Below are 16,529 nucleotides of genomic sequence, written 5' to 3'. Positions count from 1 at the left end.
TTGGATAAAATTTTTTAAGGGGGAGAATATGTCAAATTTAATAAAAGAAAATAATATTTTTGAAGAAGTAGAAAAGAGATGTCAAAGTTTTATTGAAAGCGACCCATTGATAAACGCCTATCGAAAAAAAGAATGGGAAGGCTATTTCCATAAGGCAGAATTATTAACAGAGCGAGAAGAGGGAATAAAAGAAGGCGAAAAAAATAAAGCAATCTCAATGGTAAAAACAATGAGAAATAAGAATATGGATATTAACCTTATAAGTGAGATAACGGGATTAAGTATTGAAGAAATTGAAAAGCTTTAATTACAAAATAAAATTTAATTCTTATTTCCAATTATTTTAATCTCCTCTTCCGTCAAACCATACAACCCATAAACAATCCAATCAATCTCCCTCTCCTCCTCCGAACTATCAACCTCACTTCGCTTTTTCTCAATTATCTTCTCAACCAAATTCTCGATTTTATTTTCCGTTTTCTTATCGACTTCGGGAATAGTCATATTTTCTAAATTGTATTTATAATGCCTCCAAGCTCCGCCTTCTCCCAATGGAGTATCTTTGTATGATAAAGCGAATAAAAATAATTTTGAATTAAATATTCCAATCAAATATTTTAAAATATTTTCATTATCGCAAACTAAAAAATAATTAGTATCTAATAAATAAATTCCTTTTTCAATATACGAATATTCATTTTCTCCAACGCTTGCCCAAACAATTTTAGGTTTTTCAAAATCTTCCAAATAAGCGCAGTTTCTCAAATTGTAAGGAGTGTCGCCTTTATCATAACGCTTTTCCAAATCCGAATAAAATTTATCCAAATGTTTTTTAATCGCTTTATATTTATTAATGTCGATTGGCAAAATATTTTTTTCTTTAAGTCCGTTATGAGTATTAATCAAATACAATCCTTTATTATCGTAGGAATATCTTTTAATATCTCTTCCTCTTAATAAAGGTTTTATAATTTCCGCAGATTTTTTATCTTCCGCAATCAATTTATTTTTTGTCTCTTCATTAATTATAAACGCTTCGTTAAATCCCGTTTTTATTCCGTAATTAATTTGTATATTCCAATTTTTCAAAGGTTTAAATTTTTGAACTTTTGCCAAAATATCTTTTTCGATTTTATTTAAAATTATCCAAGCCCCGTAATCTTTATTCGGAAAAATAAAATTCGCTAAACCACAGTCATTGCGAGCGATAGCGTGGCAATCCACATTGTTATCTGCGTTTCTAATAACAAGGGGTTTTCCCAAAGGGACGCCTATGGCGAACCCCTTGTGTCCTTTTGTATCTTGCACACAATGGGCTGAAGCCACATTGTTATCAGATTGTTCGCTTTCGTCATTGCGAGCGAGGCTAAAGCCCGCCTTTTGGCGAGCGTGGCAATCCACATTGTTATTAAAAGATTTTTTCTCCTCTTCAATATTATCGCATTTGCTTATTTTATATGCTTCTATAAATTCCTGTTTTTCTTTGCCTTTCGTATAAGTTATAATATTCGTATCTACCGTTGCCGACTCGAACCAATTTGCCCCCAAATCTATAACTTCAAAAACATAAGCGTTATTATACAAAAAAGCTCTCGTTCGTTCGCCGTATCCCGCCCGCATCCATTTATTTGAAACCACCGCGCTTACAATTCCCGTTTCGGACAATAATTTATTTAAAGCCGTTTCCATAAAAAGCTGATAAATATCGGCGACTTTCGTTTTGCCTTTTTCAAAATAATTCAAATATTTATGTTTTCCCGTAAGTTGAAAATACGGAGGATTCATTATTACGATATCGAATTTATCGATTCCAAACATAATTCCGCTGTCGAAAAAATCATAACTTTTAAGCATATCGAAAGGATTATAATCTTTCAATTTTATATTATATTCCGAATATTCTTTCAATAATTCCAAAACCGTTTTTCTGATTTCTTTTTTTCTATTAAAATCGGCGTTAAAATAATCGCGCATATTTTTTATAAGCTCCGTTCTATCCCAAGACAATTTCAAATTATTATCGCTGTCGTTTTCTTCAAGCTCTATCAAACTGTTCGCAGGCAGAATTTTAAATTCCAAATTTGGAAGCGTTGCCAAATCAATATATTCGTTATTAATTCCCAGAGATTTATCTTCCACATAATAACTCGATTTTAATAATTCTATCCAAAGCCTGAGTCTGCAAATATTTACCGAATTAGGATTTATATCTACTCCGTAAAGCTGATTATTTATTATATGTTTTTTCGCCTCGAATAAAGTTTTTTGTATTTTTTGTTTAGTTTCGTTTATCTCTCCTTTTTCCATATTATATTTATATTCCGTTCCGTTTATATAATTAATCACAAGTTCGTCATCGAAAATATCCACTTTAATATCGGCGGATAAAACATGCAAATAGCTTTTTATTTTTATAAGTTCGTTTAAACATGCAACCAAGAAATGTCCGCTTCCGCATGCTGGGTCTATTATGCTAATCGAATCTATTATATATTTCACATCGTCTTTAATTTTATGTATATTCGCGTCCGTCCAGTTTTTTATCTCTTCGATATTTTTAAATTCCGAGCCTTCAAAATATTTATTAAATTTATTCAAAATCGCTTTTTCTATCGAATATTTTGCCATATACATTGTAATCGCTGGCGGAGTAAAATGCGAACCATCTTTATATCCGTTTAATCTTTCAAAAACGAGTCCCAAAACAGAAGATTTTATTATCGTATTTTTATTGATATTTGCCGCGTTATTGTCGCTATTGAAAATATAGCAGTTTAAAAATCTTAAAATATATTCCAAAAATGTTAATTCTTTTTTATCAAAATCTCTGTCTTTATACAAAACGCTTCCCGTCATTATTTTCATTTTCAAAGAATTATTTAATTTCGTTATGGAATTTATTTTTTCTTTTTCCGTTTCCTCGAATAAAGAACTGTTCAAATAAGGAATATGTTTATAATATTCGCTTTCCTTATTTTCAGTTATTCTTCTTTCCTTGCTTTTTGCCAAAACCTTAAAAAACAAAACATACAAAAAAGAATAATCGACAATTTCATTCGGATTTAAAATATGCAAATTATTGTCGTTCCTAAAAACTCTTAATTGGGCTTCGAGCATTTTCAAAAATAAAATTCTATTAATCCATAAAATATTCAATTTCAAAGCTTCTTCAAATTTTTCTTCTCGGCTTAAATCTTCGTCCAGAATATCCATAGTTAGTTTGATTAAAGTGTTGTCGATTTTATTCAAAACAAGTTTGCCTTCTTTATTTTCTTCAAGCCCCATCATATAAATAATCTCTCTATAAAAAGTGTTTGAAATAATATTAAAATCGTTATTCGCTTTCAAAGAACAAATATTATAAGGACTTAAAAATCTATATATCAATTCCGCATCGTCTTCGAATAAATTAATCTTATAACCTACAACTTCGCGGTTAATTTTTTCAAGTATGGTTTTTGAAGAATTATAAAAATCTTTGCTGTCAATATCTATTTTCTTAACATTGAAAAAATTTATTATCTGTTTATTTTCCGCAAGAACTTCAAAATCGCTCCTTAAAAATAAATACAAATTATAAAAATCCGTTATTATTATATGCTTCATGCTAAAATCTTTATTCAAATCTTTTCTGCTTTTATAATAATAAAGAACCGACTGATAAAAAGATTTATAATAATAATCGTTGTCTTTTATCATTTCGTTTTTGTTGTCGTAATTTTTAGTTTCGATAATCGCATGTGTTTCGTTTTTATATTTTATTACTAAATCGATTTTTCCTTTAGTATTGCAATTATATTTGAAACCTCCGCTTAAAAAATCTTTCAGTATATTTTTGCAATGTTCTTCGCTTTCTTTATTCTCTTTCGCTTTTTCAATTTCTTTTCTGTATATTTCAAGTTTTTCTTTAAATGTTTTTAATGAAATTTCTAATTCGTTTTCGTCCGAAATTATTGAAGATTTAAGCAAGTCTCTTCGTTTTAATAATTCTTCCGCTTTCTTTGTAATGGATTTCATACTAATTAATATTTAAATATTTTTTAACAATGTTTTTAGTTTTTTATATAAAATATCGCTATTATTTTTATTTAATTCGCATTCCCATATCCTAATTACCGACCATCCGATTTTTTTCAAATGCTTATTAACTTCAAAATCTCTTTTTTTATTTCTATTAATTTTATTTTTCCAATATTCAGCGTTATCTTTTGGGACGGTATTTCTACAGTTATGACCATGCCAAAAACAACCGTCCGTAAAAATCGCTATTTTTCTACCGCAAAAAACAAAATCGGGTTTTCCAAATATTTTATAATTTCTTTTCCAGCCTTTTATAGAATATTTCTTAAATACGGATATAAGTTTTAATTCGGTAGATTTATTATTTGAAGATTTTACCGTCTTCATTATATACGAACGCTTTTCTTTGCTAAATATATCGCTCATAAAAATTCTATAACTTATATTTTGCTAATAGGCATTTTTCCATTTCTGGAATAAATTTATTAATTTTTAGCTTTAATTGAATATTATTTCCAGGATGTCTTATATCGTCTTTAGGATATTTTTTAGATATCGAACCATTGCCTCCTTTCCTTTGAAAAGAAACGCAATTCCCTATATCAAAACCGCCTTTGGTGTGCTTTATTTCTCTAGATATATTTTTTATAACGGCTTTCATCGGATATATTCTAAATATTTCTTCATCGTTATCAAATAGAACTAATATTTCTCGGCTCGGATTTTTTGAAAAAGCCCATTTTATTATTTCTTCTTTTTTTAATTCAAAAAAACTTTTCCAATATTCGATATTATCTTTTGGAAATAAATAACCGCCTTTATTTTTCGATTTATTAATTACGAGATTTTTTAATTTCTTTCTATGTGTATTGTCTATTTTTAGATGTTTACAAAAATTATCTACGGACGCTCTTGTTAATTGATTAAAAGCAAATTTTCTTTTATAGGCTTTTATGTTAGCGTCTATATTATGCCCGCAAGTAAATCCTATTTTAACATCTGCTTTTTCTCCATATATTCCTGATTGCATAGAAGCGTCTAAATCTCCGACAATGCCAAAATGAGTTTTTATTTTAGAAACTACATCTGGATTATCCCTCACGCTATTTTTAAATAGAATCTCTACATTTCTTCCTAAAATTGCATTTTTATTATTTTCATTCATTTAAGATATCCTTAAATTTTCCCAAATATATCCTATCATATCTGGTATAACCGCGTTTCCAAGTTGTTGATAACCTTGAATTCCTTCGCTTACTACATGATTTATCGAAAATCCCATAATTTTTTTACACTCGTTTATGGATAATCTTCTTACTCTTCTGTCTTCTGTATAATAAAGTCCTGTCCTCGCTCCAACGCCGCCTCCGTAAGCCGATAAAGTTATAGCATGACCTTTTGGACTGTAAATCCTTTCGCCCTGACCGCCTTTATTTATAATCCCAACTCGTATAGGTTTAAAATCGTTTTCAATATTTTCTTCTTTTTTGCTTATAAATATATCGTCCCTTTTGACAAATAAATGTTCCGATGGATTTTTTTCTAAAATTTTTTCTAAAAAAATTTTTTTCATTGTAATTTTAGGTTCTTTATAATTATTTAATACTTCAGAGTAATCTTTTCTAACAGCCACAAAATATACTCTTTCTCTGGATTGAGGAATTCCAAAATATGAGGAGTTTAAAATATGCTTTTTTACTTTATAGCCAATTTCATCTAATTTAGTTTCTATTGTCTTAATGACATTTCCGTTATCTACCGTTAATATGTTTTTAACATTTTCAAGCAAAAGTATTTTTGGTTTATGGTGATTAGAAATTCTTATTATTTCATAGAATAAACGACCTCTTGAGTCTTTTATTCCAGCTTGTTTTCCAGATATGCTAAACGATTGACAAGGAAACCCAGCGCATAAAATATCATGATTAGGTATTTTCTTTTCTGATATTTCAGTTATATCGCCGTTAGGCTTTTCCTTAAAGTTTTTATAATATGAATCTTGGGCATGCCTATCTATATCGCTGGAAAAAACGCATTCTAATCCATATTTTTCTAACGCCACCCTAAAACCGCCTATACCGCAAAATAAATCTATAAATTTAAGTTTATTCATAAAAAGCACGCTTGTTTGCATTTTAGTTTTATAAATAGTCTATTTTGATTATTAGCGGGCGAACGGAATCGAACCGTCATCTTTAGATTGGAAGTCTAAGGTAATAACCATTATACGACGCCCGCGCTAAAAAATTAACATTTAGGATTTAATTAATAATAACATATATAAAAAAAATGTCAACACTAAAAAATAGTTGACAATTATAAAAAATTTCCTATAATATATATAGATTGTAAATATATCGTTCTTTGAAAGGGGATGCTCTGGCTTCGACTGCGATGGTTGAGTCATATTTTGCATAGTCGCGCTAGGTGTATGCGCGTTAATATCATACCAAAATTATAATTGCAGACGAATATGCAATTGCAGCCTAAATGAGGCTGTCGCTGATTTTATGATTTGTCTATGGGTTATATTATCGGCGTTGAAACACATAGAACTTGTATCGAGCGCCGTTTGAACTCGACTGCAAGTATAATCAAACTAATCTTGCGGTTTTTCTGCTTGTCTTATAGCCGTAAGGTGAAACTTCAAAGATAAGATACGCTATGTAGACGAATATGGAGCGCTTCGTAGGACGCGGGTTCGAGTCCCGCCATCTCCAATTTCTAATAATTCAAAATGATTTTTATCTCACATAATACATATCTTTTGGAATATAATCGTCAATCATTACTGTTTCTTTAAGATTTCTTCTGCCTTGCATAGCCATTACATTATAGGTTGCGACTCCGATATTATTGTTTTCAAGCATAATAGTTCTTTTTTCCATTCTTTCCAAATCGATATTTGAAGTTCTAACTTGGTCGAAATATTCGCTTGCCAATACAAAATTTCTAAAAGCCTCTTGTTCGTTTTGAATATTGTTGCCGACTGTGGAATTATAAGCGTAAGAGACTCCGATATTATTATACAAACTCGCCAAATAACTTAAAAGGAAAAAGTCGCTTTCCGTTCTCATTTCGAGTCTTCCTAATCTTTCTCTTCTCGCTAAAATTTGATTCAAAGCGTTTCTATAAAAACCGTTCGCTAAATTCGCTCTATCCAAATGAAGCAAAGAATTTCCCAAAGCGTAAGACACAACGCTATTGCTTGGATTTTTTTGAAATAACGCGTTGAAACCTTCGAATGCTCTATCGAATTCATTATTCAAATAATAAATCCATGATAAATTATATAAAAGCTGGTCGCCTCTTAACTCTGGTGGCAAATTATCGTAAGCAAGCTGATAATGTTCTTTCGCCTTTTCGTAATCTTTATCCTGATAAAAATACAAATTAGCCAAATTATAATTAGCGTCTGGATAAGTTTGATTTATCGACAAAGCGGCGTTGAAATTATTAATCGAATTTCCGTATTCTCCCAAATTATAATAAATCTGTCCGAGCATATTATATACGAATTCCCGTCCTCTTTGATAAGGATTATTTTCGTATAGAGGCAAAGCGGTATTAAGCAATATATCTCTCGCTCTCTCATAATGTTTTAATCTCGCTTGATAATCTGCATATCCAACTATAGCTTCAATATTTGATGGATATTTTTTTAAGATTTTTTCAAGCAAAGTCCTTGAGCCGTAAAAATCATCGTTATTTAATAAATATCTCGCCAATTTAGGATAAACATCATCGTCTATATATCCGCTCTTCAAATTGTCTATATGTTGCTGGAGCGCTTTAACTTGATTATAATTATCCTGATATATTCTTATAAGCATGGCTCTTTTTCTGGCGATTACATTATCTCCGAAAAGATTTATCATTTGAATATAATTATTATAAGCGTTATCGTAATAATTAGGCTGCGATAAGTTCCTCGCTCTGCTTATCATCAATATTCCAAGTTCATCATACACGGTTTGCAATTGTTTTTTATTTGAAACATAAGAAAGCATGTCGTTATAAAGTTCTTCGCCTTTAATATAGTCTTCTTCGGATAATTGTTTTTCGCCTTTGCTTCGATAATAATATCCGAATAAAACTCTGCTGTCGAAATCTCTCGGTTTTATATTTAAAGCTCCTTCTATTTTAGTTAAAGCTTCTGGAAACATTTCTCTTTCTATATAGGCTTTTCCGTATCTGTTAAACCATTTTATTTGTCTCGGTTTAAGTCTATTTCCCTGCGCAAAATTTCTTTCCGCATCGTTATAAGCGCCGTTCGATATATCCGCCAAACCTCTTTTAAAATATTCGTTCCCTTTCACTGGTTTATAAATAAATTGATAAGAAAGCAAAACTATTCCAACAAATAATATTAGAAATATCGCGGCGACTCTTATTATATGAGCATAATCTTTAAGCGAATTTGGAATCGGTATTAAATCTAATATTCCGCTTTTTCCATATTCTTTTATACTTAAACCTAATTCTTTATTTATGAATTCCGTTATATCTTCGTTGGATCTTCCGCTCTCCAAAGAATATAACAATTCCAGCATAGCGTTTTCGTCAAGTTTTTCGTTGAGAATTACATCCAATACATGATATCTCGTTAAAGGAGAAAGATTTTTTATGCTGTCTATTACTCTGTCTTGGTCAATATCTTTATCTAAATCTTCGTATCTGGACGCGCCTAATTTATCCGCCATATCTGGAGAAGGCAAAGAAGTTCCGCCTTCCATAATTTGCACTGGTTCTTTTTTAGAAATATCTTCTGCATCTTCTTTAACCAAATCGTCCAAATCGTCTAAATTCAAATCGTCAGTTTCTTCTTCTTTACTTTCAGTTTTTTGAGATTGAGATTGAGGTTCTTCAATTTTTGATTCTTCTTTTGTTTCCTCTTCATTTTCGTCCAATATATTTTCTAAATCGTCTAAATTTGCTATATCGTCTTCGGTTTCATTTTCAACTTTTTCCGTCTCTTCGGTTTTATGAGCCACTTCCTCGTCTAAATCCAATATATTTTCAAGCTCGTCCAAATTAGAAATATCGTCTTCTATTTTTTCTTCAGGTTTTTCAATTTCAGATTTTTCTTTTAATTCGTTTTTATTTTCGTCTTCGTCTAATCCATCTAATATATTTTCCAAATCGTCTAATGATGTGTCGTCTTCGGCTTCGACTTTTTGAGGTTCTTCAATTTTTGATTCTTCTTTTATTTCCTCTTCGGTTTCATTTTCGTCCAATATATTTTCGTCTAATATATCTTCTTTGATTAAATTATCTTCTATATCTTTATCGTTCCTTTCTTCAATATTTTCTGGTTCTTCGCTTTTTTCTATTTCGGAAGTATCTAAATCTTCTTTATCGTCTTCCAATATTTCTTCCAAATCCTCGTTGTCCAAATCGATTTTTTCAATATTGTCGTTTTCATCATTTTCTTCCAATATTTCTTCTATTGAGTTATCGTCCAAATCGGATAAATGGCTTATATCTCCAATTCCCAAATCATCCGACATATTAATTTCACTTTCGCTGGAATCTTCCTCTGGCACAGGCAAACTTTCAGGTAAAGGCAAATCGTCCAAAATCGGCAAACCGCTCGAATCGTTATTTTGCAAATCTTTTTCGGTTTCTTCGTTATCTAAATCTTTCAAATCGTTAGGCAATTCTAAATCGTTTATATCGCTTATGATTTTATCGTCTTGATTTTCCGTTTCGAGATTATCGGGCAAAGTTAAATCGTCTAAATCGGCATCTATTTTGTCGTTATTTTCTAAATTATCATTTTCATTTTTATCGTTATTTTCGTTCGATAATAAATCTTCTATTTCGTCTAAATCTGGCAAATCGTTATCTTCCGCTGGTTTTGAACTTTCCATATATTCGTTTGTGAAAACCGACTTAAAAGCATCGTAATCGTTTTTTGATAATTCTTCGGGTAGCTTTTTCTTGCCCATTAAAAAAGCAACGCTTCCCAATCTTTCTAAATCTTCGATTTTAGGCATATTAAATTTCTATAAAATTACTAAAAATTATTTTACATATTCGATTATATTAATCTAAAAAAATATGTCAACTTAATTATCGGATTTTAATAAAATTACAATAGTTTTTTATTTGGAGGCAATTTCAATTTGTTTTTTATATTTTTCAATCTCTTCTCGGTTTCTTTTCGCTTCTTCTTCGTTAATTGTAGCCTGATTTTTAATTTTTTCTATTTTTTCTTTTGTCGCTTCAATATCAATGTCTTTCGGATGAATCGCTTTTTCTGTAAGAACGCCGATAACATTTTGACTTATTTCTGCAATTCCGCCTTCGATATATAGATTAATCAATTTTCCGCTTTCATCGTATATTTTAAGCTCTCCATATCGAACGCTCACTATATAAGGACAATGGTCCGAATAGATTGAAACATAGCCAGCATAAGAAGGAATTTCTATATGTTCTATTTTCATTGACCTTATAACGGGCCCTTCTTTAGTTATAACGGAACAAGATAACGATTTTTTATTTTTTGTAGTATTAGTAGCCAATTTTAAATCCTTTTTTCAAATTCTTTACAAAATTTTTTTATATTTTAAAACAAAAATCAAAATTATTAAAGATATTAAGAATAACATAAAAAATAACAACGAAAATAAAAGCAAAACTCTAACGACTATTTTCAAAGAATTAATTTGATTATTGATATACTCGAATTCTGCTTTCATTTTATTATCTATTCTTTCTATTATCGCTCTTTCATATTCGTCAATTTTTCTATCCAATTTTTTTGATTTATTTTCCAATTTATTATTTCGGACAATATCTCCTATCATATTTGCCGAAGATAAAACCGTGAATAAAACATTTAACCATTTCATAAAATCTCATTTTCCTTTAGCCATTATATCGTATAGATAATCTTCTGGGCGAATTATCTCTCCGTTTTTGTTTATAAAAGGATGCAATGTATAACCAGTAGTATATAATAAATCGCTATCTTCTTTATTTCTTATTTCGTATTTAAGTTTTAAAGAAACATTTTTTAATTTGTCGATACAAGTATTAACCACGATAATATCGTCATATTTTATTGAGATTTTGTAATCTATAAAAACTTCTTTAACGGGCAAAAATAAACCGCATGCTTCCATATCCTTATAAGAAATTCCAAGCTCTCTCAATAATTCAGTTCTTCCTATTTCAAAATATCTTAAATAATTTGAATGATAAACCACTCCCATTTGGTCCGTATCTGCATAAATTACTCTTATTTCCGTTTTATTCACAAAAGCCATAAAATATTTTCTCCAAATAAAATTTTATTCAAATTATATCATATAAATATTAAAAATGAAAATTTATATTTTTCTTATTGATTATAAAAAATTAAAATATATACTAATTATATAATAAATTTCAAATGAACGGAGGATTACAATGTTCAAATATTTACAAAAAATAGGGAACTCTTTGATGGTTCCAGTAGCCGTTTTACCAGCTGCTGCTATATTGTTAGGAATAGGTTATTGGATTGACCCAAACGGCTGGGGAGCTGGCAGTCCGATAGCGGCTTTTTTGATAAAGGCGGGCGGTTCGATTATTGACAATATGCCGATTCTTTTTGCGATAGGCGTAGCGTTCGGAATGTCAAACGATAGAAACGGAGCGGCGGCGCTTGCGGGAATAGTAGCTTTTTTGGTTGTGACAACTTTACTTTCTCCAAATGCGGTTGCAATGCTTCAAAGTATAGAATTAGATAAAGTTCCAGCTGGTTTTTCAAGAATCAATAATCAGTTTATAGGAATACTTTGCGGATTAATCGCTGGAGGATTATATAATAAATTCTGGGATGTCGAACTTCCTAAATTTTTGGCGTTTTTCAGCGGAAGAAGATTCGTCCCAATAATCACTTCTGGGGTTATGTTAATCGTTTCTTTAATACTAATGTTTGTGTGGCCCGTAGTTTATAACGGACTCGTAAGATTCGGAGAAGCTATAATTGGATTAGGACCAATCGGAGCGGGAATATACGGATTCTTTAATCGGCTATTAATTCCAGTCGGTTTGCATCATGCTTTAAATTCGGTTTTCTGGTTTGATGTAGCTGGAATTAACGATATACCGAATTTCTTGGGCGGAGCAAAATCTATAGAAGACGGACTCGCAACAGTTGGAGTGACGGGAATGTATCAGGCGGGATTCTTTCCGATTATGATGTTCGGACTTTTGGGAGCATGCCTTGCCTTCATAAAAAACGCTAAACCCGAAAACAGAGAGAAAATAACTTCGATAATGATGGCGGCGGGATTTGCAAGTTTCTTTACGGGCGTTACCGAACCGATAGAATTCTCTTTTATGTTTGTAGCTCCAGCGTTATATTTGCTTCATGCATTATTAACGGCAATATCTTTAATAATATCCGCTTCTATGCAATGGATTGCTGGTTTTGGATTTTCCGCAGGTTTCATAGATTTGGTTTTATCTTCAAGAAATCCTTTGGCGGTAAAATGGTATATGCTTATTATTCAAGGTTTGGTTTTCTTTGTTTTATATTACTTGATATTTGATTTTGCGATTAAAAAATTCAATTTAAGAACTCCGGGCAGAGAAGACGATGAAAATGAAAATTACGAAAATATTTTCACGAGCAAAAATTCTTCTTATTTAGATAAGGCTAAATTACTGCTTCCTTTACTTGGCGGAGCGGAAAATATAGTCAATGTCGATAATTGCGTGACAAGATTAAGACTTGAAGTGAAAGATAACGGAATTATCAACGAAGCGGAAATTAAAAAACATTTTCCCGGCGTATTGAAACCCGGCAAAAATTCGGTGCAAGTAATAGTCGGAACGGATGTTCAACTATTGGCAGAGGAGTTGACAAAAATATTGAAATAGTGTATAATTAGCATAGATACTAATTAATTTTAGTATTGCTCCTTTTTATTATTTTTATTAAATAAGCGGCGGCAATTTCTTACCTTAAGAGATTGCCGCTGGATTTTTTAATCATATTTAAAATTGAAAGTTAAAAATCATGGCGAAACAAAATAAAAATTTAAAATATAATTCTGATAATAATTTTGAAATTAGTTTTAAAGAAAGTCAAAATAAAATAAAATTTTTTCCCGTTCGTCATCATTCCCCCGCATGCGCTTACCATCTAAAAAAAATAATAGAAGAATATAAACCCGAAACGATTCTTATCGAAGGACCGAGCGACTCAAATTTTTTAATGGAATATATGACTAACGAAGAAACGATTCCGCCTTTTTGTATTTATTCGAGTTATATTGATAAAAGCGGAGAGAAATGCAGAAGCTATTATCCTTTTTTGTATTATTCGCCCGAGTTTGTCGCGATAAAAAAATCTTATGAATTAAAAATAAACTGCGCTTTTATAGACATGCCTTTCGGTTATATTATTGAAAATTCTGAAAATAATATAAATAAAAAACCGATTTCAATTTACGATAAAGACAATAATAAATTTAATGTAAACGATTATACGATTCGACTTACTAAAAAATCTGGGCTTAAAAGTTTTGCGGAATTTTGGGAGAGAGATTTTGAGATAAAAGGAATATTAAAAAATAGCGAAGATTTTATTAAAAGCGTTTTTGCGCTTGGTTATTATATGCGTTTGATAGAAAGCGAAGATATTGAAACGAAAAACCGCGAATATTTCATGGCGAAAAATATTAAAGAATTTATTGATAAAAAAATTGATAAAATTTTAGTCATAACTGGAAGTTTTCATGTAAAAGGAATAATCGACAAATTAAAAGATTTTGAAAATATTGAAAAAGAATTTAGCAAATTAAAAAAATACGAAATTCAAAATTCTTCAAATTATTTAATTCCGTATTCTTTCGAGGAAGCGGACCAAAGAAAAGGATATATTGCTGGAATAGAATATCCCGCGTTCTATAATAATATTTGGAAAAAATTAAACGAAGATTCTACCCACAACGCTTATACAGAAACGGTTAAAAGTTTTATCATAAAAGCTGCGGGAATCAATAGAGATTATTATAATATGAATATTCCCGACTGTATAAACGCTTATTATATGGCGATTAATCTTGCGAAGTTGCGAGGGAAAAATAACGCTGGAGTTTACGAACTTATTGACGCTGTAAAAAGCGCGTTTATCAAAGGCGAAATTAGTTTGGAAAATACTGGAAATATCGAACTTATGATGAAACTACTTTCTGGAATTGCAAATGGTAAAGTATCGTCAAAAAGTATAGTTCCGCCCGTTGTTCTAGATTTTAGAAACCTTTGCAAAACTCATAGAATAAGAATCGATAAAACTGAAACTACAGAATCAATCTTGGATATTATTAAAGATAAAAATCATTTTGAGAAAAGCAAATTCTTTCATAAAATGCGATTTTTGGATATTGGTTTTTGCAAACTTATAAAAGGTCCCGATTATATTAATAAAATTGATAAAAATCTTGCGAGGGAAATTTGGAAATATAAATATAATAGTCAAGTCGAGGCTTTATTAATCGACAAATCGGTTTACGGAACGAGCATAGAAGAGCTTTGTTTTAATTTTATAAAAGACAAATTAAAAAATCGTTTGAACGCGGAAGAAATTTCAAAACTTATTATAGAATCTACAGTTATGGGACTTTATAATTTTTTAATCGACAATTATAGCGAAATTGAAAATATAATTTTAAGCGACAATGATTTTATAAGTTTATGCAAAGCGCTGGATAATTTTTCCTATCTTATAAATATTGAAAAAATTAACGGAAATATAAATAAAGATAGAGAAAATATTTTTAAAGACGCCGACATTATTTCTAAAATAAAATCGCTTTCAAAACATGCATTTATTTTAGCCGTTCAAAATATGGAATCGATAAAAAATTTTGACGAAGAAAACGCTTTAAAATATTCAATTTATATTAAAAATCTTTATATTTATACTTTAGAAAACGAAGATTTTGAAAAAGAATTTTTTAACGAAAAAATAGATTCTATGATTCAAAATACTTTCGGCAGTTCGCATATATACGCCGTTTGTCTTTCTATAAAATATAAATCCGCAAGAATTGACTCAAAAGAATTTGCGACTATAATATCGAATTTTTTAGAAACTGCGGAAACCGAGTCGATAGCTTATTTTTTGAACGGAATATTTTTAATAGCGAGAGATATTATTTTTATAAACGATGATTTGATAAACGAAATAGATAAAGCGATAAAAAATATTGAAGAAAATAAATTTATAGAAATACTTCCAAATTTGAGATTGGCATTTACAAATCTTACTCCAACCGAAACCGAGCGACTATCTTTAATTATAGCGAAAATTTACGAGACTAAAGAATCGAATACGGAAAATATATCCGAAGAAGAAATTCAAGCAGAAATTCAAAAAGCGAAAAATATTGATAAAAAAATAGCAGAAGAAATGGATAAATACGAAATATTTAAGTAAAATCATAATCACTTTTTATTTGAAAAATAAAAAGTGCTTGACGATTTGCAAATAATCCTTATCTTATTGATAGAAAGATTAAAGAACGCCAAACGGCGAAGGAGTAAAACAATGACAAACTTAATTAAAAGAAAAGGTTTATTATCTTTAATGGCGGTAGTAGTTATGATAGCTATGATGTCCGTAGCATGTAAGAACAAAGCGACTCGACCAGCTGATTTTAGCGTTGAGGGAGATATCGAAGTGGCAGACCAAGTAAATACATCGGAAGAATTAGTTCCAGATAGCGCTATCAATATAGACTCAAGATATGGAATGCTTCAATACGGAAGCAAATATTTTGAATCTGCAGAATATCAAAACGCGGACGGAACTAAATTCAGATATGCAATCGAATTTATAGAAGACTATGACCCTCAATTTGGAAAAGGCATTCTTGTAAAATTTACGGGTTATGATAAAAACGGCGCTAAAATCGACAAAACTTATAGTAGCAGCAGCGCAAGAAAGAGCAGCGCAGAAAAACAAGAATACGCTCCATACCAATTTGGTTTAATGGAAAGTTCAGACCTTATAATTTATGCTACAGGTTATTTAGATTTCAAACCGAAAGGATTTGATGCGCATATAAGACTTGCCTTAAAAAATAAATAAAACATTTGTTGTTAGAATAATAAACCACTTTATAAAAGAGGATGTCGAAACGGCATTCTCTTTTTTTGTTTTATGGGATTTGTTTAAAGTTCTTCATAATTACACTCCTTTGAGATGTTCTCTTCACCGCATAAATTAAATTATAAGGTCATTTTTCCCTTACACTAATGATATAACGATTTTTTCAAGATTCAAATAAAAAATTTTATTGTTATCAAAAAAGAAATAAATAAGAAATTTATAAAGTTAATAAAATTTATGAATAATCCAAGTAAATTTGTGAATAAAGTTAACATAATTTAATTATTTTTTATTTTTCTAAATTAAAATTTCTTTTTGATTTTTTCGTAAATTGCAAATACTTTTAATAATCCCATCACTCATAGCGTTTTTAGTCCGAAAAATATATTTG

The 16,529-nt window shown here is 30.1% G+C and carries 12 protein-coding genes, 1 tRNA gene and 1 other RNA gene; 5 read left to right on the top strand and 9 right to left on the bottom strand.

Features of this window, described 5'->3' with window-relative positions; translation table 11 throughout:
* The first annotated feature begins 28 nt into the window (after nt 1-28).
* Nucleotides 29-307 carry a hypothetical protein gene (locus tag ACR0QS_RS04135; RefSeq protein ID WP_432632178.1) on the top strand — a complete coding sequence of 93 codons (279 nt, stop codon included), beginning with the start codon at nt 29-31 and terminating at the stop codon, nt 305-307.
* Between the two features lie 14 nt (nt 308-321).
* On the opposite strand, the gene ACR0QS_RS04130 is transcribed toward ACR0QS_RS04135, so the two are convergent.
* From ACR0QS_RS04130 to ACR0QS_RS04110, 5 genes are all read right to left on the bottom strand, one after another.
* Nucleotides 322-4,017 (bottom strand): Eco57I restriction-modification methylase domain-containing protein, encoded by a 3,696-nt coding sequence (locus ACR0QS_RS04130; RefSeq protein ID WP_432632177.1) that lies wholly within the window; start codon nt 4,015-4,017, stop codon nt 322-324.
* Nucleotides 4,018-4,029: 12 nt separating this feature from the next.
* Complete coding sequence (locus ACR0QS_RS04125) at nt 4,030-4,446, bottom strand: very short patch repair endonuclease (RefSeq protein ID WP_432632176.1); 417 nt, start codon at nt 4,444-4,446, stop codon at nt 4,030-4,032.
* 7 nt (nt 4,447-4,453) lie between these two features.
* Complete coding sequence (locus tag ACR0QS_RS04120; protein WP_432632175.1) at nt 4,454-5,185, bottom strand: hypothetical protein; 732 nt, start codon at nt 5,183-5,185, stop codon at nt 4,454-4,456.
* On the bottom strand, nt 5,186-6,133 hold the full coding sequence (locus ACR0QS_RS04115) for a DNA cytosine methyltransferase (RefSeq protein WP_432632174.1): 948 nt from the start codon (nt 6,131-6,133) through the stop codon (nt 5,186-5,188). It lies immediately after the preceding gene.
* Nucleotides 6,134-6,186: 53 nt separating this feature from the next.
* Nucleotides 6,187-6,258: transfer RNA gene (locus ACR0QS_RS04110), tRNA-Gly, on the bottom strand.
* A gap of 132 nt (nt 6,259-6,390) precedes the next feature.
* On the opposite strand from ACR0QS_RS04110, the gene ssrA reads away from it, so the two are divergent.
* Nucleotides 6,391-6,743: a transfer-messenger RNA gene (ssrA, locus tag ACR0QS_RS04105) on the top strand.
* 21 nt (nt 6,744-6,764) lie between these two features.
* Here the strand turns inward: ssrA and flcA are convergent.
* The 4 genes from flcA to ACR0QS_RS04085 form a co-directional block, all read right to left on the bottom strand.
* Nucleotides 6,765-10,019, bottom strand: a complete 3,255-nt coding sequence (gene flcA, locus ACR0QS_RS04100; protein ID WP_432632173.1) for a periplasmic flagellar collar protein FlcA — start codon at nt 10,017-10,019, stop codon at nt 6,765-6,767.
* Between the two features lie 108 nt (nt 10,020-10,127).
* Complete coding sequence (locus tag ACR0QS_RS04095) at nt 10,128-10,550, bottom strand: F0F1 ATP synthase subunit epsilon (RefSeq protein ID WP_432632172.1); 423 nt, start codon at nt 10,548-10,550, stop codon at nt 10,128-10,130.
* Nucleotides 10,551-10,574: 24 nt separating this feature from the next.
* Entirely contained in the window at nt 10,575-10,880 is a 306-nt protein-coding gene (locus tag ACR0QS_RS04090; RefSeq protein ID WP_432632171.1) for a hypothetical protein, read from the bottom strand.
* A gap of 6 nt (nt 10,881-10,886) precedes the next feature.
* Complete coding sequence (locus ACR0QS_RS04085; protein WP_432632170.1) at nt 10,887-11,297, bottom strand: acyl-CoA thioesterase; 411 nt, start codon at nt 11,295-11,297, stop codon at nt 10,887-10,889.
* Between the two features lie 142 nt (nt 11,298-11,439).
* Between ACR0QS_RS04085 and nagE the strand changes: the two genes are divergently transcribed.
* The 3 genes from nagE (at nt 11,440) to ACR0QS_RS04070 (ending at nt 16,117) form a co-directional block, all read left to right on the top strand.
* Entirely contained in the window at nt 11,440-12,900 is a 1,461-nt protein-coding gene (gene nagE, locus ACR0QS_RS04080; RefSeq protein ID WP_432632169.1) for an N-acetylglucosamine-specific PTS transporter subunit IIBC, read from the top strand.
* 139 nt (nt 12,901-13,039) lie between these two features.
* Nucleotides 13,040-15,463 (top strand): DUF5682 family protein, encoded by a 2,424-nt coding sequence (locus tag ACR0QS_RS04075; RefSeq protein ID WP_432632168.1) that lies wholly within the window; start codon nt 13,040-13,042, stop codon nt 15,461-15,463.
* Between the two features lie 111 nt (nt 15,464-15,574).
* On the top strand, nt 15,575-16,117 hold the full coding sequence (locus tag ACR0QS_RS04070; RefSeq protein WP_432632167.1) for a hypothetical protein: 543 nt from the start codon (nt 15,575-15,577) through the stop codon (nt 16,115-16,117).
* The last annotated feature ends 412 nt before the right edge of the window (nt 16,118-16,529 follow it).

This window comes from Brachyspira sp., from assembly GCF_050873525.1.
Lineage (GTDB): Bacteria > Spirochaetota > Brachyspiria > Brachyspirales > Brachyspiraceae > Brachyspira.
Note: the sequence above shows the minus strand (reverse complement) of the source record. Positions and strands in the feature narration are given on the sequence as shown.

Coding starts and splice junctions, on each gene's coding strand:
- nagE (WP_432632169.1), top strand. CDS start 11,440: ATGTTCAAATATTTACAAAAAATAGGGAACTCTTTGATGGTTCCAGTA.
- ACR0QS_RS04130 (WP_432632177.1), bottom strand. CDS start 4,017: ATGAAATCCATTACAAAGAAAGCGGAAGAATTATTAAAACGAAGAGAC.
- ACR0QS_RS04085 (WP_432632170.1), bottom strand. CDS start 11,297: ATGGCTTTTGTGAATAAAACGGAAATAAGAGTAATTTATGCAGATACG.
- ACR0QS_RS04070 (WP_432632167.1), top strand. CDS start 15,575: ATGACAAACTTAATTAAAAGAAAAGGTTTATTATCTTTAATGGCGGTA.
- flcA (WP_432632173.1), bottom strand. CDS start 10,019: ATGCCTAAAATCGAAGATTTAGAAAGATTGGGAAGCGTTGCTTTTTTA.
- ACR0QS_RS04075 (WP_432632168.1), top strand. CDS start 13,040: ATGGCGAAACAAAATAAAAATTTAAAATATAATTCTGATAATAATTTT.
- ACR0QS_RS04120 (WP_432632175.1), bottom strand. CDS start 5,185: ATGAATGAAAATAATAAAAATGCAATTTTAGGAAGAAATGTAGAGATT.
- ACR0QS_RS04135 (WP_432632178.1), top strand. CDS start 29: ATGTCAAATTTAATAAAAGAAAATAATATTTTTGAAGAAGTAGAAAAG.
- ACR0QS_RS04125 (WP_432632176.1), bottom strand. CDS start 4,446: ATGAGCGATATATTTAGCAAAGAAAAGCGTTCGTATATAATGAAGACG.
- ACR0QS_RS04115 (WP_432632174.1), bottom strand. CDS start 6,133: ATGAATAAACTTAAATTTATAGATTTATTTTGCGGTATAGGCGGTTTT.
- ACR0QS_RS04090 (WP_432632171.1), bottom strand. CDS start 10,880: ATGAAATGGTTAAATGTTTTATTCACGGTTTTATCTTCGGCAAATATG.